The sequence below is a fragment of the Nevskiales bacterium genome (genome assembly GCA_035574475.1).
Taxonomy (GTDB): domain Bacteria; phylum Pseudomonadota; class Gammaproteobacteria; order Nevskiales; family DATLYR01; genus DATLYR01.
Genome location: DATLYR010000166.1, coordinates 25,232 through 43,876, shown reverse-complemented (window position 1 = coordinate 43,876; position 18,645 = coordinate 25,232). Strand labels below are relative to the sequence as shown.

Genomic DNA, 18,645 nt, shown 5'->3' with positions numbered 1-18,645 from the left:
AACGGCCCACTCCGCCGCCACGAGGCCATCCTGTCCATGGCTTCCGTTGCGCAGGTACTCTATCGCGTAGCGGATGTAACCCTCAGCCAGCAGCCAGCGGCCGTCAAGAGCCACCATTGCCAGTGAGGCCATCAGGAGCAGACCGGCGAACCCCAAGCCGGAGAGGGAACGGGAGCGAGTAACAGGGATCATAGGCGACCGCCTGCTCACGCAACCGCTCAGGCGTAGTAGCCGTAGTTGTAGTAGTAGCTGGCGTAGTAGTGACCATGCCGCTTGAGATCGATCTGGTTCACAACCGACCCGACGATGGGTACACGTGCATGTCGCAGATGCTTGATCGCACTGCGGATCAGGCGCTTGCCGGTGACATCCGCTTGCACCACGAAGATCATGCCGTCACTGTTCTGGGCCAGCAGTACGGTATCGCTGACCGCGTGACAGGGCGCCGAATCGATGATGATCCGGTCATAGCGGTCCATCAGAAGCTCGACCAGCTTGTGAAAACGCCCCGAGGCCAGAATTTCGGCAGGATTGGGCGGGACCTTGCCGACCGGCAGGATATCGATGTTGGCCTCGGCATGGCGGTAGATGCACTCTTCCAGCGGCTTGGCATTGGACAGCCATTCGATCATGCCCGGCGATTTGTCCTTGATACCGCATTTTGCCGCGATCGACGGCCTGCGCAGATCGCCCTCCAGCAGTAGAACCTTCTCGATCTGACCCAGCGCGACTGCCAGATTGATGGCAATTGTGGTCTTGCCTTCTTCAGGTGCCGACGACGTCACCACCAGGCGTTTTTTCTTGACGTCAAGGTCCGATAACAGCACGCCGGTTCGGATGCTGCGTATGCCTTCCGCAAACCCGCTGCGGGGTGCGTGCAGCATCTGATTCGGCAGATCCTTGCGCGCACCGGCACCGAGCAGCGGCAGTACGCCCAGCACGGGGGTTCCGGTCAGGGATTCCAGCTCTTCGCCCGAGCGCACCATGTCGCTGAGCAAGGCACTCAGGCCCGCCAGCAGCAGACCCAGCAACAAGCCGGCCAGCGTCGACAGGAACACAATCTTGCGTTTCTTGGGTTTGAAGGGGCGCTGTGGTGGGACCGCCGGATCGACCACGCGCGCGTTGAGCACCTCGTACTGTCCAGTCAGATCCGTTTCCTTGAACCGCGCCAGGAACATGTCATAGAGCTGGCGATTGGTTTCAACGTCACGTTCCAGCGCGCGCAACTGGTACTGCTTGCGGTCCAGCCCGCGGATCGTGCCACGTGCACCTGTCTCAAATTGGGTAAGCAGACGCTCACTTTCACGTGCGATCTCGTACTCGGCCTTGACCCCTTTGGCCGCTGTGATCAGCTGTGTGCGATACGCCGAGGTGGCGGCATCCAGTCGTGCGCGCGCAGCGATCATCTGTGGATGCTTCGGCCCATAACGGGACTCCAACTGCTTCACCGTCTCGGAGGCCTGTAGCACGCTTTCTTTTGCGCGTCTAACTACGTCATCTTGCAGCAGCGTACTGACGTCTTCGAGCTTGCCAGGATCATCCCCAGCCTGCTGGATTTTCCAGTAAGCGCTGGCCAGTTCTGCAGTCTTCTTGCGCGCCTCGCGCAGCCGGCGCGCGTTGTCGGTGAGCTCTTCCTCGACCAAACCGCGCTCACCACCGACGTTCACGAGCTGTTCCTGTTCACGAAACGCTTGCAGTGCCTGCTCCGCCTTCTGCAGGTCTTCGCGCAGACCTTCCAGCTTCTGAGTCAGCCAGCTACTGGCTTTTTGTGCCGCTGCCAGTCGTGCTTCGAGGGAACTCTCGATGAACAGCTCAGCCAAGGTATTCGCTACCAACGCAGCCAGCTCTGGATCTTCGGATTCGAAGCTGACCTTCATCAGCTGCGAGCTGTAGATGGGCTCGACGGTAAGACGACGACCGAACTCTGCTATCACCCATTCCTTGTGCGCCGCGGCGCGCTCGCTCTCGGATTGTTCCGCCAAGTCTTGGGTCTGTGGAAGAAAGGGAAGAAACTTGCGCCAGTCCAGCTTTTCGACCATACCAGGCTCCGGCATGGCAAACTCTGGTTGTTTAGTCAGATCGAGTCTTTCGACGACTCGTCGTGCCAATTCGCGCGATTTGATGATCGTGAACTGCGTGCCGTAATACTCCATCCGCCCATAACCGGGGTCATAGACATCTTGTACCTGAGCCACAGGCACGTTGCCCTTGGCTTCGATCAGGATCGTTACCGTCGCTTGGTAGGTAGGGGTAATCGAATACACCGCCATCACAGAAATCAGTGCGGCAACAAAGGTAATGCTGGCAATACCCCACTTGTAATGATTCAGAATGCGCAATAGCTCGCGCAAATCGATCAGTGGCTCCTCCTGTGGAGTAGGCATCGGGGCCATCGTCTGCTTATCCATGGATGTCACGACTCCGATGCCTAGAACAGGCTCTCTTCAACGATGATGGTGTCGCCGGGCGCTACAGGCGAATCAAGGCCTACCTTGACCCTGCTTTCCTGCGTGGCGTTTTCCTTGATCAAGTAGATGTTCTTCAGAGAGGCGCGATCGGTGAAGCCGCCGGCCACGGTGATGGCCTTTTCCACGGTCAGTCCCAGGATGTAGGGGAACCCGCCGGAATTACGCACTTGGCCGCGTACATAGAAGGGCCGGTACTGCGTCACGCGGACATTCACTGCGGGGTTGATCAGGTAGTCCCCAGAGAGCCCCTCCGTGAGACGGTTCTGTAATTGCGCCACCGTCAATCCGACTGCCCGTATCGTACCCAGGAAGGGATAGTCGAAAGTCCCGGTAGTAGGCAGCTGCACCTCCAACGTCAGGTCCGGCTCGTTGTGCACGTCGATACGGATGACATCGCCGACCCCGAGGCGGTAATCACGCTCCTCGCTGGAAACTGCGTTTGCTGCCACCGGTGCGGTCCCCGGCGGAGCGGCGGGGGCGATATGCATTGCGCTCGCTACGATCATCAAACATAGCGAGACAAAGACTCTCACGAGATGGTGCAGCACTGATTAAACCCGTGACAACTGATGGCTAATAGGTTAGACGAATACCTGCAGAAATAACCGTATTGTCATAGTCACGGAGCGCCACATTGGAGTCCCGCTCCTGCAATGCAATCTCACCGAACAGAGCCCAGCGCCGTGCAGGTTTGTACTCGAGATCCAGTGACCATTCCTGCACCTCGTCATGGCGGGTAATGCCGCGATAGTCGAGGTCACCGAATGAATAAGTCAGCCGGGATTTGAGCATGGTTGTCCAGTCATGCTCCCAGCGTAGGCGGTAGTAGCGATGATCGATCAGGCTGGCTGCATTCAGATAGCTCTCCTCAGGCTCGCGGCCTGTCGTCAGACTGAGCCGATCCCGTGTTCTTGGTTCCCAACTGACTACGACTTGCCAGTCGAACTCATCGTAGCTGTCCTGCACCGGAGAATCGAAGTCACGCTCCACGCGGCCGAGTCGTACGTCACCCGTGGTCTTGCCCGTAGCCAGCCAGCGCGCACCCACCCGGTAACGCGTCATTTCGCCAGAGCGTGAGGCCGAACCCACTGCGATCTTGTCGTAATCGATGTCGGCGCCGATCACCTCTGCCAGCAGACTGGTCTTGGAGCTGATCTTGTAGTACGCGGTGCCACGAAGAGCAACAGAGTCAAAATCCAGGAACTGAGTCGAATCGCGGTTGGTGGTGTACTCACGGTCGTACGCGGATAACTCGCCCTCCAGATTCATCTTCGCTTCCGGCGCGCCGAAACGGTAGAGGAAATTGCCGGCCGTCTGCTCCCAGCGATCCAGCTTGCGATCCAGCAGCCCAGCCGCCTCGGTGCGGCGCGTGCCAAACGGGTCGTGATCGCTGATCCAGCTGGCGCCGCCGCTGAAGTAATGGCGTGTCAGCGGCTTCCAGTCGAACTTGGCGCCGAGGCCGCCATCAAGATAATCATCCGCGTCACCTTCGAGGTTGAACGCACCAGCCTCTGCGGTGGCAGAGAACTGATAACGCAACGCTCCGCGATCCGTCAGCAACAGCGCAGAAGGCCTCACAACGAGTCCCACGGCGGATTCCTCGTCGCTCTCCTGGTAGTAGTAGTTACTGGCGTAACGCGTGCCTACGCCAAGCGACAGCAAGAGGCGGCTGCCAGCACCCACCTTCATGCCCAGCGCGCCTTCCTGGTCTTCGGCGATGGCTGCTCCGGCAATTGCGGCAAACAAGGCGCAGCACGCGAATGTTGCGAGTCTTGGTGTGCCACCTGTCCTGCCTGGCTGTTTCATGCACAGGTCCTTAAGCCAATAACGCGCTCCGCTTCTCCCTCTCATCCGAGGTCCCGGCCAATCTAATATGCACGGCTGGACACGAAGCCCCGGATACAAGTCAGGGCCACTATAGTCAAATCGAGCCATATTGACCAGTGTTCGATGTAGTAAAGATCGTATTCGATGCGCCTTCTCATCATCTCCAGGGATTCCGTTTCGCCCCGGTAGCCATTGACCTGGGCCCAGCCGGTAATGCCGGGCTTGACCTTGTGGCGCAGCACATAGCCGCTGACCAGCTTCTTGTACATTTCATTGTGCTCGACCGCATGCGGACGCGGCCCGACCACTGACATGGTACCTGCCAGAACATTGAAGAATTGCGGCAGCTCGTCCAGACTTGTGCGCCGCAGCAAATGGCCCAAGCGGGTAACGCGTGGATCGCCACGCTTGGCCTGGGTCACATGGCCGTCCTTTTCGCGGTGCATCACCATGGTGCGGAACTTGAGCACGGTGATCTCTTCACCGTTCCAGCCATGGCGTTTCTGCCGGAACAGCACCGGTCCCGGTGAATCCAGCTTGATAGCCAGCGCGATCAGTAGCATGAGCGGCGCCACCAGGCTCAGGATCAGCAGCGCCAGCACACGGTCCTCGATCGCCTTGATGATCCGGTTGATACCGGTCATCGGGCTGTAGCTCAGGTTGATGACGGGCAGGCCCGCCACCTGGCTGACGGCATAATTCAGGATGTTGAACTCGCGCGTGTCCGGGACCAGGCGGCAGTCGAGGGTCGTCTGGCCGAGCTGCGTGGCCGCAAGCCTAACCAGATCGGGACGCTCTGCCGGTAGCGCAATCCAGGCCTGGTCCGGCGCATGCGGCAACCGCTCCAGAACCGGCACGATGTGCTCGATGTCACCCAGACAGCGGAAACTGGCAAACAGCGGATCCGGCGTGCCCGGAACGGAGAAATAGCCCACGATGCGATAGCCTGCACCGCGCAGGCCCTTGAGCCGGCGCACCACACGCGCCGCTTCCACCCCTGAACCGATCATGACGATGTCGCGCGTGTCCCAGCCTCGGGCACGCAGCTGCGCAACCGTCAGCCGCAGAGCAATGCGGAAAATCCAGAACAGGACACAGCCGACCAGCAGCCATCCGCCCATCCACAGGCGGGAATAAATCACGCTGGTTTTGGTGGCAATGGCCATGACCGCGAGGATACCGAGCACCACGAGCCAGGCGCCGGTCACCTGGATCAGTTCCACGGCCAGGCTCTCGCCGCGATGCGAGCGGTACAGGCCGAACCGGTGAAAAACCAGCGGAGTCAGGATGGCGCCAAATAGCACGCCGGCGCGGTAGTGCGTTGACCACGGCCACAGGTCCGGATCACGCAGCTGGTCCATCGCCAAACTGGACACGATCGCAGCCCAGATCACGATGAGCATGTCCATCACCGGCAGCAGCCAGAGCGACAGTGCCAGGATGTCGGCTTGACGCCGCGGTCTCATCCCGATGCCAGCCGCACACTGCCATCCTTGGCATGCTCCCGATACCAGTCGTAGGTTTGCCGGATTCCCGCCTCGAGCGGGATGCGGTGACGCCAGCCCAATGCATGCAGGCGCCTGACGTCGAGCAGCTTGCGCGGCGTCCCGTCCGGCCTGCTGCGGTCATAAACGATGTCGCCCGTGAAACCGACCACTCTCGCGACCTGCTGCGCCAGCTCGGTGATGGTCAGGTCCTCGCCCGTACCGACGTTGATGATCGCCTCATCGTCGTAATGCCGGGCAAGAAACAGGGCGGCATCGGCCAGGTCGTCCACGTGCAGGAATTCACGCCGCGGCTGGCCACTGCCCCAGACGGTCACGCTCGCCTGCCCCTGCAGTCTGGCTTCATGAAACTTGCGGATCAGGGCGGGCAGCACATGCGAGTTCTGCAGATCGAAGTTGTCGCCGGGTCCGTACAGGTTGGTCGGCATGAGGCAGATCGCGTTGAATCCGTACTGACGGCGATAGGCCTGGCACATCTTGATGCCGGCGATCTTGGCCACGGCGTACCACTCATTGGTCGGCTCCAGCGGGCCACTCAGCAGCGCGTCCTCGCGCATCGGCTGTGGGGCCTCGCGCGGGTAAATGCAGGACGAGCCCAGGAACACCAGCTTGCGCGCACCATGGCGCCAGGCCGCGTCGATGACGTTGGTCTGGATCTGCAGGTTGTCACGGATGAAGTCCGCAGGATAACGGCTGTTGGCCGCGATGCCCCCGACCTTTGCAGCGGCCAGGAACACATAAGCCGGTCGCGTCTGGCGGAAGAATTCGTCTACGGCCGCCTGGCTGGTCAGATCCAGTTCTTGACGCTCGCGCAGCACAAGGTCGATGTACCCTTGCGCCGCCAGCTGCCGGAGAATCGCCGCCCCGACCAGGCCGCGGTGGCCGGCCACGTATATCCGGTCGGTTTTATTCATGGTGCCGGAAGGTGCGATAGCCCTGGTCCTTCACCAGCTTGTCGCGTTCAGCGATCTGCAGGTCCTCCTGCACCATCTCGCGGACCAGCTCGGTAAAGCCGACCTTCGGCGACCAGCCCAGCTGTTTGCGCGCCTTGCTGGCATCGCCCAGCAGCGTGTCAACCTCGGTCGGGCGGAAGTAGCGCTTATCGACTGCCACGATCGTTTTGCCGGTCCCAGTATCCACGCCAACCTCCTCCAAACCGTGACCGCGCCATTCGATGTACATGCCCAGCTCCGCGGCCGCCGCCATCACGAACTCCCGCACCGAGTGCTGCGTGCCGGTGGCGATGACGTAGTCCTCGGGGCGATCCTGCTGCAGGATCAGCCATTGCGCCTCGACGAAATCGCGGGCATGGCCCCAGTCCCGGCGCGCATCCAGGTTGCCCAGATACAGGCGCTCTTCGATCCCGGTCTTGATCCGCGCCAGGCCACGCGTGATCTTGCGCGTGACGAAGGTTTCACCGCGGATCGGCGACTCGTGATTGAACAGGATACCGTTACAGGCGAAGAAACCGTAGGCCTCGCGATAGTTGACCGTGATCCAATAGGCATAGAGCTTGGCCGCGGCATACGGCGAGCGCGGATAAAACGGCGTGGTTTCGCGCTGCGGAGTCTCCTGCACGAGGCCATACAGCTCGGAGGTAGAGGCCTGGTAGAAACGCGTGCGCTTGCCCATGTCCAGGATACGGATCGCCTCCAGCAGCCGCAGCGTACCCAGGGCGTCGGCATTCGCGGTGTACTCGGGCGTCTCAAAGGACACCGCGACATGGCTCTGTGCAGCCAGGTTGTAGATCTCGTCCGGCTGCACTTCCTGCACCACGCGGATCAGGTTGGTGGCGTCGGTCATGTCGCCGTAGTGCAGGATCATCCGCCGGCCCGGCGCGTGCGGATCCTGGTACAGATGATCGATGCGCTCGGTGTTGAAGGACGAGCTGCGGCGCTTGATGCCGTGGACGGTGTATCCTTTGCCCAGCAGGAACTCAGCCAGGTAAGCCCCGTCCTGTCCCGTAATGCCGGTGATCAACGCGCGCTTTCTCGTCACTATCTTCGCCCTCAACCTGACTTGTACCCTGACGCTCAGGGAAGGGTATATTAGCGTTTTTACGGCTGCTGCCGGCACCGGTCGCAGCATCAGAGGAAGCGCACAGCCGGAGACACAATCCGGCTCACGCGGAGAGAACGTCTTTTGCTCACCTTCTACGATTTCTGGTCCCAGAAATTCGCCCCGCCTGGGCAGTATTTCTGCGCGCGCGTCTTCAGTCATCGGCTAGGCGCCGCGCTCGCCTATCTGGCCCTGCGCGCAGGCTTGAGCCCCAATCAGGTCACCCTTGCCGGTCTGCTGACCATGCTGGCAGCCAATGCCTGTTTGGCCTGGTCCTCGGGCTACGACGGATTTTTGCTGTTTGCCTTGGCGCTGTATCAGATCGGTTTCGGGCTGGACTGCGCAGACGGGCAGCTTGCACGTGGTACGCAGCGCTGCAGTGCCTACGGCGCGTGGCTGGACGTCACTGCCGACCATATCCGTAACATCGGCATCCTCCTGGCACTGGCTACCAATGTGGCCAGACAGGCAGAACTTGATATACCGGCCGTGATCGCGCTGTTCCTGCTGGGCATCGGGCTGAGTGTCGGGCTGCACACCGTCTCCGTACTCAAATCCGGCGAGTACCGTCCGCATGGACTACGACAATGGCGTGCCCAGGCCAAGCAAATGGTCAAGGAGCTAACCGACACGCCCCTATTCCTGCTCAGTATCTGCCTGCTGCTCCCGCTGCGGCCGCTCCTGCTCGCCTACATTGCTTTGTGTGGGCTGCTATACCTGCTGGTGGCCGTTGTCCAAGCCGGCTTGCGCATCAAAGCCACGAGGGCCGCTTGAACCGCTCACTACTCGCGGCGGGTGGAACCTTGCTGCTGATTGCCATCCTTGTTCTTCCGCAGCTTGCCAGGATCGAATACCCTCATTTTTCCGCGCCGGCCTACCTCCTCGCCGGACTCTTGATCTACAGCTCTCTGCGGCTGACCTGGATTGCCTTTCGCGGCCTTCCACACCCTGTCAGCATCACATTCTGGCTGTTCGTGTTCATCTGGTGCGCGCTGGCACCGCTGCTACAGACACTGGCCAACCGCTTCCCACGCCCTTATGTCCATGACGCGGACGCTGCCCTGACTGGTACGCTGATTCTGTGGTGCGGGGTGCTGTTCTACGAACTCGGCCGCTTCCTGCTGCCATACCTGAGCCGCGCGCGTGCAAACACACGGCCTCTCGAATTTTCGATCCGGACGACGCTCATCCTGTCGTTCGTTGCCATCGCGACCAGTACGGTTCTGATCATCGTGCTGGGCGGACCCGATGTCCTGATGGGCAGCCGAGGCGACATCAATCGTTTCCTTTTCACCCGTTACGAAAAATCCCAAGCTTTACTGCTGCAGTCACTGTTACGCGGCCCACCGATTATTGCCCTGATGGCACTGGCGTATATCCTCATCCGCCACTGGCGCAGGGTCAGTCTGGCATACCGACGGTGGCTGATGCTGGCACTGGTGCTGCTGCTCCCCGTGAATCTCATCGCCAATTACCCACCAGCCTTGCAGCGCTTCTGGCTGGGGGCTATCGTGCTGACCTATCTCTTCATCCTGCTGCGCTGGACGCGCATCAAGCCTGCGCTATATATCGGCTTGCTCAGCACTGGCCTCATACTCGCTTTCCCGGCGCTAGATGCATTCCGCAAGGCCGGTGCTACCGACAATTTCCTGGACAACCTGTCCCACGAGTGGTCGAACTCGCGCGATGCGTTATATCGTGGCGATTATGATGCCTACCAGCAGTTGCTGAATTCGGTGGTCTACGTTCGGCAAAAGGGCATAATGTACGGAAAAAACGTGTTCGACTCGATCTTTTTCTGGTATCCGCGACGCTGGTACCCAACCAAACATGTTGGGAGCGGTCACCATGTAGCGCGGCATTTCGGTCTGCGTTTCACCAATGTAGCGGCACCCTTGTGGATGGAAGCTTATCTGGCATTCAGCTTGATGGGCGTAGTCTGCATTTTCTTCCTGTACGGCCTTTTCACCGGCTATCTCGACCGCGCCTTCGAGCAGCATGTCAAGCACCCGGACGTGTTGAGTGCCCCCCTCTGGATTGTGGGCTTCTGGGCGGGCTATCAAATCTATCTGTTGCGGGGGGACCTGCTCAGCGGCATCGCCTATCTTTCATGTCCCATGTTGGTCCTGCTGCTGCTCGTGAACTGGCGGAGGCCTACGGGCAAGCGCGCTACTGAGCAGTCCTCGTACCAATCTGCTCTGGGCCTCGGGCGCTCTGGCTGAAAGGAATCATGCGCGTCCTGCATGTTGCCGAGTCCCTCCCTGGGGGCATCGCGACATATCTAAATGAAACGCTGAGACTTCAGACTCAGACCTGGGGTGAAGCCAATGTGTATCTGCTTGCGCCGGAATCGCATCTGCGCTTTCTCGCCAAAGACATCCGCTGCAAACTTATCCCTTATCGTCGTAATGGTAGAAATCTGACATCACTGTTCCGTTTATTGCTGGCGTTGCATGCCGCCAACGCCGCCATGCGGCCAGAAATTGTGCATGCCCATAGCACCTTGGCTGGTGCAATCGTCCGCATCTGGGGCATGCTGAAACGTCAACGCCCCGCGATCGTTTATTGCGCGCATGGCTGGGCGTTCCTGCGCGAATCCAAAGGCTGGGTGAACCGTCTAGTCGCTATTGTTGAGCGTTGGCTCGCATATGCCTGCGACGGGATTTGCAGCATATCGAATTACGAGCGTGCGGCAGCATTGCGTGCTGGGCTTCCTTCCGGACATTGCCGGGTTATTCGCTACGGCATATCGCCACGCAAAGAAACGACACAGCCCATTGATCTCGTTTTGGATCCCGCAAAACTCAATCTTTTCTTTATTGGACGGCATGACCGGCAGAAAGGGCTCGATATACTTCTGGATGCCTTTCGCCACCTGCCTACCGATCGTTTCTCGCTGTATGTCGCAGGCGCCAGGATATTGGACAAGGACAAAACAAGCCATCAGCCGCTGCCCAATGTGCATTATCTCGGATGGATCAATGCCGAGCACGTGGATGCCTATTACTGCAGATTCGATGCGCTACTCGTGCCCTCGCGTTGGGAAGGATTTGGACTGGTGGTGCTAGAAGCCATGCGTAACCGGCTGGCCGTGATTGCCAGCGATCGCGGCGCGCTACCCGAAATTGTACAAGACGGCGTCGCCGGCAGGATTTTCCACCTGAACGATCCTCAAAGCCTGACCGATATCCTGCTACACACCGATCGCGCAGAACTGGCAAAGTTCGGCGACAACGGATATCGACGCTACCTGGAGCACTTCACCGTCGAACGCATGCACCGTGAAACTCTCGCGTTATATGCTGCAGCGCTGGAGCAGCACCAAAAGGTCATGTGATGCCGGATAGGCTGCGAGTCGTCGTCGTCAACGACTATGCACTGCCAGTGGGCGGCGCTTCATCGGTTGCCCTGGCTCAGGCCCGGGGACTAGCCGCTCGCGGGCACGAGGTTATCCTGTTCTCAGCCGTGCCTGCACATGCGCCACAAGCCAAGGACGGCGTCCACTACTTCAGCTGCAACCAGACGGATCTGCTCGGTGCTTCATCAAGAGCCGCAGCCGGGATACAGGGATTATGGAATCGCAAGGCGGCCCAGCAACTCACTGAACTACTGCGCCAGCAGCCCAGGCACACCGTCGTTCATCTGCATAGCTGGACCAAAGCGCTATCTGCCAGCACAGTCGCTGCGATCGCAGACAGCGGCTTGGCTTCTGTATGCACACTGCACGACTACTTCGTCGCGTGTCCCAACGGTGGATTTTTCAACTATCAGCAGTCCCGCGCATGTCCGCTCAAGCCCCTCAGCCTGGCCTGTATCAGCTGTCACTGTGACGCACGACACTACTCACACAAGTTGTGGCGTACTCTGCGGCAATTTGTTCAGCAGTACGCTGGCGGCATGCCCCGCCGGATGCGCCATTTCATATGCGTATCCGATTTCAGCCGTGAGTTGATCGAACCTTATTTGCCGGAAGGCAGCCAGATTCATGTTGTACCCAGCGCGATCGCAGTAGAACAGCACCCTCCACTGTCTGCCGACCAGAGACAATCAATCGTTTTCGTCGGTCGACTGGCACGCGAGAAAGGTGTAATGACTTATCTGGAAGCCTGCCGCATTGCTGGCATCGCCCCGGTCCTGCTTGGCGACGGAGAGTTGGCAAGTTGGATACGTGCACACTACCCGCAGGCCAGCCTGTCCGGCTGGCTACCCAGCGACAAGCTTCATCACGCCATGCGTAGAGCATTGGCACTGGCCGCGCCGACGCTGGCATACGAGACCCAGCAACTGACGATCTTGGAGGCAGCTGCCCTTGGGGTGCCCGCGATTGTATCGAGTCATTCAGCAGGTGCGCGGTATGTCGAACCAGAGCGTACCGGAGCTTGGGTTGAGGCTGGAGATGCTGCAAAGCTGGCGGAAATCATGCGCCGAATGCAATCCGACAAGGACTATACGATCCGGCTTGGCCAGGAGGCATACCATCGCTTCTGGTCCTGCAGTGAGTATCGGCCCGAGCACTGCCTCCAGCAGATTGAGACCGTGTATGCCGGCTGCCTGGCTGGCCAATGAACGTTAATGTCTGCAGGAGTTTAAGTGAAGGCGAGGCGGTAGGCTTCCTCGAGTAGCGCGGGTTCTTCAGGAAGCTGGTTGAGCACAGTGTAGCGCCCCGGACGTATGGCAGTGCCCAACCGGACTGCCCGCAGAAAGACATCTTGGGTTATGCCCATGGCTTCGGGTGTCAACAGGTCCAGACTGTCCAATGCCTGTACCACAGCCGAAGGCAATTCCTTTTTGTTCAGCAGTCGACGCAAATGATGGCAGTAGCGTGTCGTCATGCCAACCTGTAATCCATGTAGCCGCCTTCGTGGATTCAAGCGGTCCAAGGCATGGCTGATGGCATGCTCTGCCCCGCTGCACGGTACCGAGTCTCCCGAGAACCCCATGGCAAGTCCGGAAAGGATGAGTGACTTGCACAGAACACGATGGCCTGCGGCAGTGTTGAAATAATCCCAGTTAACCGGCAGTACGAGTCGGTATGCACTTTCAGACAGCGTGATGGAAAAATTATCGGGCACATACCCGACCTGTTGTTGCGCCTCGCCGGCGTCCAGAACAGCGGAGGCATTCGACAAAACATCGCATACGCCCGCCAGCGCCATTTCCTGCGGCGCTGTAAGGGTAATACTGGTATCCACCAGAACTTGATTGGGTATGACCGACGGTAAACTTTGCCTGTGTCCATTATCATCCTTGATGACGGCAACCGGCGAGCCGATGCAGTCACTCGACAAGGCAGTGGGAATGATGATCAGCGGTTGTCCCAACTCATGAGCGGCCAGCTTTGCCACATCGATGACCGATCCACCACCGACCGCAACCAGAATGTCCGCGTTACCCCGCAGGGAACTGACAGCTTCGCGCACTTCAGCCAGCGTGCTATCGCTCACGCGATGCTGATAGCAGTTCAGCCCTGTCTTACTGAGCTCGGAAGCGACGATGCGTGCAGCATCTGCCGTATGACTGTCACCTGAGAAGAGAACAGCGCGGGGATCCCTTGCACAGTGACGTTCGATCGCCTTGCTCAAGGCTACGCAAGTTTCATCCAGGCTCGAATAAATATCGAATCGGGCCGGCACATGCAGCAGACGACGCTTGTCGTCAGCCGGGCTGTTCATGGCCTCTCTTCCCGTATCCGTCGCCGAAGGTCGGAGGTGCTCTCGCCCCGATAGTACGGAAGAAATACCAGCTCCATGTCGCGCGCTCTCAGATAATCTTCAGTTACTCGGATCTGGTGCAGATAGCTGGCTCTTTCCCAGTCATCACCATGAACAATGACGCGAATCCCGTGTCGCTCCACATAAGGCTTGATATCGTAGTCGTTACTTACTTCTGCCCGATCGACATAGCGGCAGGCCGATACGATGGCCAGACGATCATCCTCCGTCATGACCGGCCTACGCTTGTACGCCGAAGTCAGGTGGTCGCCGTTGACAACAACGTGCAGGCAACTGCCCAATTCACGGGCGCGCCGCAGCAACTCCACGTGGCCACGGTGGAATAAGTCGAACACACCCACTACGAGCACCGGACGCAAATCGGCAGCCACAGGGATCATTCAGTTGTCTCCTCCCGCATCTACCGGCATGGGCATATGCTGAAGAGAGCCGTCAAATGAATGCCGGCGAGTTTCATGCAACAAACCCCTTCGAATGCCTGACCGAGCGCCAGACCAGGGTAAATAGCCGCATGCCAAGCAACGAGAGCAGCAAGGCAGCGATCACCCGCAAATCCAGCGGATAAAGTCGTATTGCCTGCAGCAAATGCAGGCGGCCCTCGCGCATGCTGCGATAGAGGCAGTACTTCTTACCGAGCACATAGTGCAGGTTCGACAAGCTGCGGCGGTCATGTACAAGCGCACTGGCATGCTTATACAGCATCTTCTCAAGAGACTCGATGTAATCCAGTTCCCTGCTCGAGATGCTGTCAGGGCTGGCATACACCATCAACAGGGGTTCTTCAATCAGACAAAGATCGTAACGCAAGCAAAACCGCAGCAGCCATTCCCAGTCAACCAGGCATTTGAGTTGCTCATCGAAAGGCCCCACGCGATCGAAAAACTCGCGACGTACCAGCCAACATGAGGTTAGCGCAAAATTCTGCCGGATAATCTCCCGCTTGAGATTGCGCTCGCGCTGCCGCCGGCGGTCTGGCGGCGGCAGATAAACAGCCTGGCGCTTGTCCCAGCGAATTAAGCCGCACACGACCATCCCGATGTCCGTACCGGCGGCATCAAGAGCCGCCAGCTGTTTCTCGAGCTTGAATGGCAACCATTCATCGTCACTATCAATAAAAGCGATATAGCGGCCACGCGCGGCCATGATCCCTGCGTTGCGTGCCGCCGATGCACCGCCATTCGTCGTCCGGCGGATATAGTGCAGGCGTTCATCCTGGATCGCTGCCACGACATCCGCAGTTCCGTCAGTGGAGTTGTCGTCCACCACGATGAGCTCCAGTGGAGCTGTAGTGTCCTGTGAGAGCACGCTGGTGATCGCGCGTCTCAGCGTCGAGGCGCGATTATAAGTGGGCAGGATGACACTAACGGTTGGGGGTTGCATGACCAGGTACGGATGATATTGGGTGCATTACAGTGCTCAAGTCACTAACCGGCGCAAGGGCGCGATGACCATAGCCAGTCGCATTTTCAGGGATCGTCCATGCTGCAGTAACCGGCGCGCCGCCGGCGCACCTCCCAGCGAGACTAGCAGCATTACTGCCGCCTTAAAGTTCCATGGCTGATAGCGCAGGGCCTGGCACAGCCAGCGACGCCCACGGCTGGAATCGTGATACGTCAGCTCGCTGCGCCCCATGTAGTAATAGTTCCGGGAGAGTACTTGCCGATGCTGCTGCCACAATCCAGGGTTCTTGTGCAGGATAATCTGAAGGTCGTTCGAGAAGGCACGCTCATTCTTCCACATGCTGCTGCCCTCGATCCGGTTCTGCAGATACAAGGGGTAATCGATGTGATTGAAGCGGCATATCCGCGTCAGCCGCAAGGCAAGCTCCCAGTCATCCCATGCTCGCATGTCTTCGTCGAACAGACCTGCCTGCAGCAACGCCTCACGCCGTACCAGCCACCCGGGTGTCGAGATCAGCATGAAGCCATCCAATGGGCCGCCACGCTCGAAATCCAGGCGTGCGAATGCTTTGCTGCCCCCAACATATTCGGCGCGGTCGGGGAAAAGACGGATCTTGCCGCACAGATTGAGACCGACTTCCGGACCGGCATCCATCAGCGCCGGCACTTGCCGAGCCAGCTTCTCGATGAGCCACACATCGTCATCATCCTGGAACGCTATCAGATCCCCTCGCGCTTCGCGGATGCCGATGTTTCGGGCCGCAGCCGCGCGACGGTTTTCTGACAGGCGCATATACCGCAGTCTGGGATCTTGAATCCGGCGTACGACACTCTCGGTGTCATCCGTGGAGTTATCGTCCACGACCAGCAGCTCCAGATTGCGATAAGTCTGTGCCAACACACTGCGGATGGCGCGCCCAAGCATTGTCGCGCGGTTATGTGTCGGCAGGATCACGCTTACCAGTGGCTGTGCGGTCATGATGCTCCGCTCCTGGCCGTGCGGCGCTGGCTGTGCCATTGCAGCAATTGCACACCCACATGGCCCAGGCAAGCTAAGGACAGCAGCAGCCAGGCTCTGATAGAGAGTGGCGTACAACGCAGAGCACACCAGAACGAACTGCGTGCTGCAGCGGCATCGCCCATGGCCAAGCGCATCCTGCCGAGCAGGACATGATGCCGGGCCTGTATCGGCGGACGATCCGCCCATTTGTTCGTATGTCGCTCCATGATGAGTTGCAGCGCCTCCGCTATGCGCTTATGGTCCTTCGACAGACGTTCGTCACCGTGGCGATCCTTGCGGTAAAGCGGCTCGTCCAGGTGGCTGAAGCTGCAGTGCTCTGACAGCCGTAGCGCGAGTTCCCAGTCCTCGAGGGTATGGATGCGCTCATCGAACAGGCCGGCAGCAAACAGCAGCTCACGGCGAACCAGCCAGCCCGGCGTGGCGATCAGCGCCAGATTTCCGTAACCAGACTTGGGCTGAATGTTGGCAAAGTAGCGGGGGCCACCGACGTAGACCACCCTGTCTGCATAGCAGGCCAGATGCCCGCAGAGGTTCAAGCCTGTGCCGTCCCGTGCCAGGGCGGCGACCTGCTTCTCCAGTTTTTTCTCAAGCCATTCGTCGTCATCGTCCTGGAACGCAACCAGCTCGCCACGTGCTGCACGAATACCGGCATTACGCGCCGCAGAGACGCCATGGCTTTCTTCTTGGTGAAGGTAATGCACACGCGGGTCGTGCAATGTCACCACAACCTCGGCCGTATCGTCACTCGAACCATCATCCACAATGATCAACTCGAGGTGAGCATAGGACTGTCGCAGCACGCTGTTCGCTGCACGCGGCAGCAGGCGGGCGCGGTTACGTGTCGCCAGCACGACACTAACCAGGGGTTGCCAGGGACTGGAGTCGCTCATGGCAATGCGCCTCGCAGGGCACGGAACAGTGATGTGAGCCGGCGATTCCATTCGCGCCCCAGATAGGACGCAGCCAGCGCCAACCATGACGATACGCTGAATGGCTGCTCACGCAATGCCTGCTTCAGCTCCGCGCGACCGGCAGGCGCCGGGTCTTCCAGACTGAGGATTCGTCCGCTCATCCGCCAGTGGCGTGCGCGGACGTCCGGTCGCGTGGCCCAGAACTGCCCGTGCCGTTCCATGATGATGCGCAGGTCCTGTGCACGGGACCTCGACTGGCGGATAAGGCCGCTACCGGACCATCGGTCCTGCCACCACAAAGGTTCGTCCACGATCACCGGCGCGGCGCGCCGGAACAGCCGCAGTCCGAGTTCCCAGTCGTCGTACGACCGGATGCGCTCGTCGAACCCTCCAACCGCCTCCAGCGCCGCTCGTTGCAGCAGCCAGCCAGGCGTCGCGATCAGGCTCCAGTCCGGGCGTCTTACACCGGCACCTTCACGGTAATCGAACTGCCGGATGAACCACTCGCCACCGATGTAACGGACAGCAAGCGGCTCCAGCCGGATGTGGCAGCCAATGCACCACTCGGCATCCGGGCGACTTCGCAGCGCATACAGCTGTCTCTCCAGCTTCTGCGCCAGCCAGATATCGTCATCGTCCTGAAAGGCAACGTACTGGCCGCAGGCAACTGCGATTCCCGCATTGCGTGCCGCCGCTGCACCGCTACTCTGCCTGCGTGTGATGACACGCAGGCGCGGATCGCGCACGGCGTCAAGCGTGGCTATTGTTTCATCCGTAGAAGCGTCGTTTACGACGATCAGCTCGAGGTTGCGATGGGTCTGTGCCAGGACACTGGCCAGCGACCGCCGCAAGAGCGCCGCACGGTTATGTGTCGGCAGAACCACGCTGATGAGCGGCTCAGGCATGTGTGGCTGCGAGTCAGACATCCGGTGATAGCGATTCGAAGGCCAGGGCGGTCCGTGGCCAGTGCTTTCCTGCCTCGCGGTGCATCGCCAGACAATCCCGCCCCTCGTATAGCAAGCGATAACCGCGCGCCTGAAGGAACAGGACGCACTGCTCGCGCTCTGTCCTGATCAGGTGGCCGTATTCGAACAGCACCAGCAAAGGCGTGCAGTAGTCGAAATCCAGACTCGACAGCACTTCGAAATCCGCGCCTTCGGCATCCACCTGCAGGAGATCGAGTTGTCGGAAATCGTGTTTCTTCAACAGCTCCGTGAGCGTCGTGCAGGATACCTGGATTTCGCGGATATGCGCGCTGACTCCCGGCAGATAGCGCTCATGTTTCTCGATATGGGCGCGCGAAAATGACCCGAGCTGGTCGTAGTAACGCGAGGGCGGCCGCTCGAGTGGCTCCAGGCAGAAGAATGGCCTTTGCCCCGTATGGCTACCGATGGCGAGGTTTTCGAGCTTCAGGCGGGGATTGGCAGCGAACCGACGGCGCAGGCGCTCGAATACATATGGCACTGGCTCGACCAGGACGCCCTGCCAGCCATAGGACTGCACAAACTCGATGATCGGGTCACCTGTGCTGGCATCGTTCGATCCGATCTGCACGAAGCGAATCGCAGCCTTCTCGTCAGCCAGGCTCTGCAGCACCTGTCGGATCGGACTTGGCGGCCAGGGTGCTTCGCCGAGCAGACGGCGTCGTATCTGCCGGTACCAGCGCCATAGTGCTGGCCGCGCAGCGATCCAGGCGCGCAAGGATTCACGGAGAGACCAGGCG

17 protein-coding genes are annotated in these 18,645 nt (G+C 59.7%); 4 read left to right on the top strand and 13 right to left on the bottom strand.

Annotation, left to right across the window (positions count from 1 at the left end; genetic code table 11):
* Nucleotides 1-218 precede the first annotated feature (218 nt).
* From VNJ47_10265 to gmd, 6 genes are all read right to left on the bottom strand, one after another.
* Complete coding sequence (locus VNJ47_10265; GenBank protein ID HXG29213.1) at nucleotides 219-2,408, bottom strand: polysaccharide biosynthesis tyrosine autokinase; 2,190 nt, start codon at nucleotides 2,406-2,408, stop codon at nucleotides 219-221.
* Between the two features lie 20 nt (nucleotides 2,409-2,428).
* Nucleotides 2,429-2,974, bottom strand: a complete 546-nt coding sequence (locus VNJ47_10260) for a polysaccharide biosynthesis/export family protein (protein HXG29212.1) — start codon at nucleotides 2,972-2,974, stop codon at nucleotides 2,429-2,431.
* A gap of 67 nt (nucleotides 2,975-3,041) precedes the next feature.
* A complete protein-coding gene (locus tag VNJ47_10255) occupies nucleotides 3,042-4,274 on the bottom strand; it encodes an outer membrane beta-barrel protein (GenBank protein ID HXG29211.1) in 1,233 nt (410 codons plus the stop codon).
* Between the two features lie 62 nt (nucleotides 4,275-4,336).
* On the bottom strand, nucleotides 4,337-5,761 hold the full coding sequence (locus tag VNJ47_10250; protein HXG29210.1) for an undecaprenyl-phosphate glucose phosphotransferase: 1,425 nt from the start codon (nucleotides 5,759-5,761) through the stop codon (nucleotides 4,337-4,339).
* Nucleotides 5,758-6,714, bottom strand: a complete 957-nt coding sequence (locus tag VNJ47_10245) for a GDP-L-fucose synthase (protein HXG29209.1) — start codon at nucleotides 6,712-6,714, stop codon at nucleotides 5,758-5,760. Before VNJ47_10245 ends, VNJ47_10250 begins: the two co-directional genes overlap by 4 nt.
* The gene (gene gmd / locus VNJ47_10240; GenBank protein HXG29208.1) at nucleotides 6,707-7,798 is read right to left on the bottom strand and encodes a GDP-mannose 4,6-dehydratase; all 1,092 of its coding nucleotides are present in this window, start codon (nucleotides 7,796-7,798) and stop codon (nucleotides 6,707-6,709) included. The genes VNJ47_10245 and gmd overlap by 8 nt, the downstream gene beginning before the upstream one ends.
* A 144-nt stretch (nucleotides 7,799-7,942) precedes the next feature.
* Here gmd and VNJ47_10235 point away from each other — a divergent pair, with 144 nt between their 5' ends.
* From VNJ47_10235 to VNJ47_10220, 4 genes are read left to right on the top strand one after another with little or no spacing between them, the layout of a single operon-like run.
* A complete protein-coding gene (locus tag VNJ47_10235) occupies nucleotides 7,943-8,632 on the top strand; it encodes a CDP-alcohol phosphatidyltransferase family protein (GenBank protein HXG29207.1) in 690 nt (229 codons plus the stop codon).
* Nucleotides 8,633-8,661: 29 nt separating this feature from the next.
* Nucleotides 8,662-10,080 carry an O-antigen polymerase gene (locus VNJ47_10230; protein HXG29206.1) on the top strand — a complete coding sequence of 473 codons (1,419 nt, stop codon included), beginning with the start codon at nucleotides 8,662-8,664 and terminating at the stop codon, nucleotides 10,078-10,080.
* Between the two features lie 8 nt (nucleotides 10,081-10,088).
* A complete protein-coding gene (locus tag VNJ47_10225) occupies nucleotides 10,089-11,195 on the top strand; it encodes a glycosyltransferase (protein ID HXG29205.1) in 1,107 nt (368 codons plus the stop codon).
* Nucleotides 11,195-12,424, top strand: a complete 1,230-nt coding sequence (locus VNJ47_10220; GenBank protein HXG29204.1) for a glycosyltransferase family 4 protein — start codon at nucleotides 11,195-11,197, stop codon at nucleotides 12,422-12,424. The genes VNJ47_10225 and VNJ47_10220 overlap by 1 nt, the downstream gene beginning before the upstream one ends.
* A 20-nt stretch (nucleotides 12,425-12,444) precedes the next feature.
* Here VNJ47_10220 and VNJ47_10215 read toward each other — a convergent pair whose 3' ends face one another.
* The 7 genes from VNJ47_10215 to VNJ47_10185 all read right to left on the bottom strand — a co-directional run bounded on the left by VNJ47_10215 (nucleotide 12,445) and on the right by VNJ47_10185 (nucleotide 18,623).
* The gene (locus VNJ47_10215) at nucleotides 12,445-13,530 is read right to left on the bottom strand and encodes an iron-containing alcohol dehydrogenase (protein HXG29203.1); all 1,086 of its coding nucleotides are present in this window, start codon (nucleotides 13,528-13,530) and stop codon (nucleotides 12,445-12,447) included.
* On the bottom strand, nucleotides 13,527-13,970 hold the full coding sequence (locus tag VNJ47_10210) for an adenylyltransferase/cytidyltransferase family protein (GenBank protein ID HXG29202.1): 444 nt from the start codon (nucleotides 13,968-13,970) through the stop codon (nucleotides 13,527-13,529). The genes VNJ47_10215 and VNJ47_10210 overlap by 4 nt, the downstream gene beginning before the upstream one ends.
* Before the next feature lie 73 nt (nucleotides 13,971-14,043).
* Nucleotides 14,044-14,970: a glycosyltransferase family 2 protein gene (locus VNJ47_10205; protein HXG29201.1), complete on the bottom strand. Its 927-nt coding sequence runs from the start codon at nucleotides 14,968-14,970 to the stop codon at nucleotides 14,044-14,046.
* A 36-nt stretch (nucleotides 14,971-15,006) separates the two neighbouring features.
* On the bottom strand, nucleotides 15,007-15,969 hold the full coding sequence (locus tag VNJ47_10200; protein ID HXG29200.1) for a glycosyltransferase family 2 protein: 963 nt from the start codon (nucleotides 15,967-15,969) through the stop codon (nucleotides 15,007-15,009).
* A complete protein-coding gene (locus VNJ47_10195; protein HXG29199.1) occupies nucleotides 15,966-16,901 on the bottom strand; it encodes a glycosyltransferase family 2 protein in 936 nt (311 codons plus the stop codon). The genes VNJ47_10200 and VNJ47_10195 overlap by 4 nt, the downstream gene beginning before the upstream one ends.
* Nucleotides 16,898-17,827 carry a glycosyltransferase family A protein gene (locus tag VNJ47_10190; GenBank protein HXG29198.1) on the bottom strand — a complete coding sequence of 310 codons (930 nt, stop codon included), beginning with the start codon at nucleotides 17,825-17,827 and terminating at the stop codon, nucleotides 16,898-16,900. Before VNJ47_10190 ends, VNJ47_10195 begins: the two co-directional genes overlap by 4 nt.
* A 13-nt stretch (nucleotides 17,828-17,840) precedes the next feature.
* Nucleotides 17,841-18,623, bottom strand: a complete 783-nt coding sequence (locus tag VNJ47_10185; protein ID HXG29197.1) for an FkbM family methyltransferase — start codon at nucleotides 18,621-18,623, stop codon at nucleotides 17,841-17,843.
* Nucleotides 18,624-18,645: the final 22 nt, after the last annotated feature.

Bases quoted from the DNA above. Each gene is read 5' to 3' on its own strand.
- VNJ47_10265 (HXG29213.1), bottom strand. From the start codon at position 2,408: ATGGATAAGCAGACGATGGCCCCGATGCCTACTCCACAGGAGGAGCCA.
- VNJ47_10260 (HXG29212.1), bottom strand. From the start codon at position 2,974: ATGATCGTAGCGAGCGCAATGCATATCGCCCCCGCCGCTCCGCCGGGG.
- VNJ47_10255 (HXG29211.1), bottom strand. From the start codon at position 4,274: ATGAAACAGCCAGGCAGGACAGGTGGCACACCAAGACTCGCAACATTC.
- VNJ47_10250 (HXG29210.1), bottom strand. From the start codon at position 5,761: ATGAGACCGCGGCGTCAAGCCGACATCCTGGCACTGTCGCTCTGGCTG.
- VNJ47_10245 (HXG29209.1), bottom strand. From the start codon at position 6,714: ATGAATAAAACCGACCGGATATACGTGGCCGGCCACCGCGGCCTGGTC.
- VNJ47_10225 (HXG29205.1), top strand. From the start codon at position 10,089: ATGCGCGTCCTGCATGTTGCCGAGTCCCTCCCTGGGGGCATCGCGACA.
- VNJ47_10220 (HXG29204.1), top strand. From the start codon at position 11,195: ATGCCGGATAGGCTGCGAGTCGTCGTCGTCAACGACTATGCACTGCCA.
- VNJ47_10215 (HXG29203.1), bottom strand. From the start codon at position 13,530: ATGAACAGCCCGGCTGACGACAAGCGTCGTCTGCTGCATGTGCCGGCC.
- VNJ47_10210 (HXG29202.1), bottom strand. From the start codon at position 13,970: ATGATCCCTGTGGCTGCCGATTTGCGTCCGGTGCTCGTAGTGGGTGTG.
- VNJ47_10205 (HXG29201.1), bottom strand. From the start codon at position 14,970: ATGCAACCCCCAACCGTTAGTGTCATCCTGCCCACTTATAATCGCGCC.
- VNJ47_10200 (HXG29200.1), bottom strand. From the start codon at position 15,969: ATGACCGCACAGCCACTGGTAAGCGTGATCCTGCCGACACATAACCGC.
- VNJ47_10195 (HXG29199.1), bottom strand. From the start codon at position 16,901: ATGAGCGACTCCAGTCCCTGGCAACCCCTGGTTAGTGTCGTGCTGGCG.
- VNJ47_10190 (HXG29198.1), bottom strand. From the start codon at position 17,827: ATGCCTGAGCCGCTCATCAGCGTGGTTCTGCCGACACATAACCGTGCG.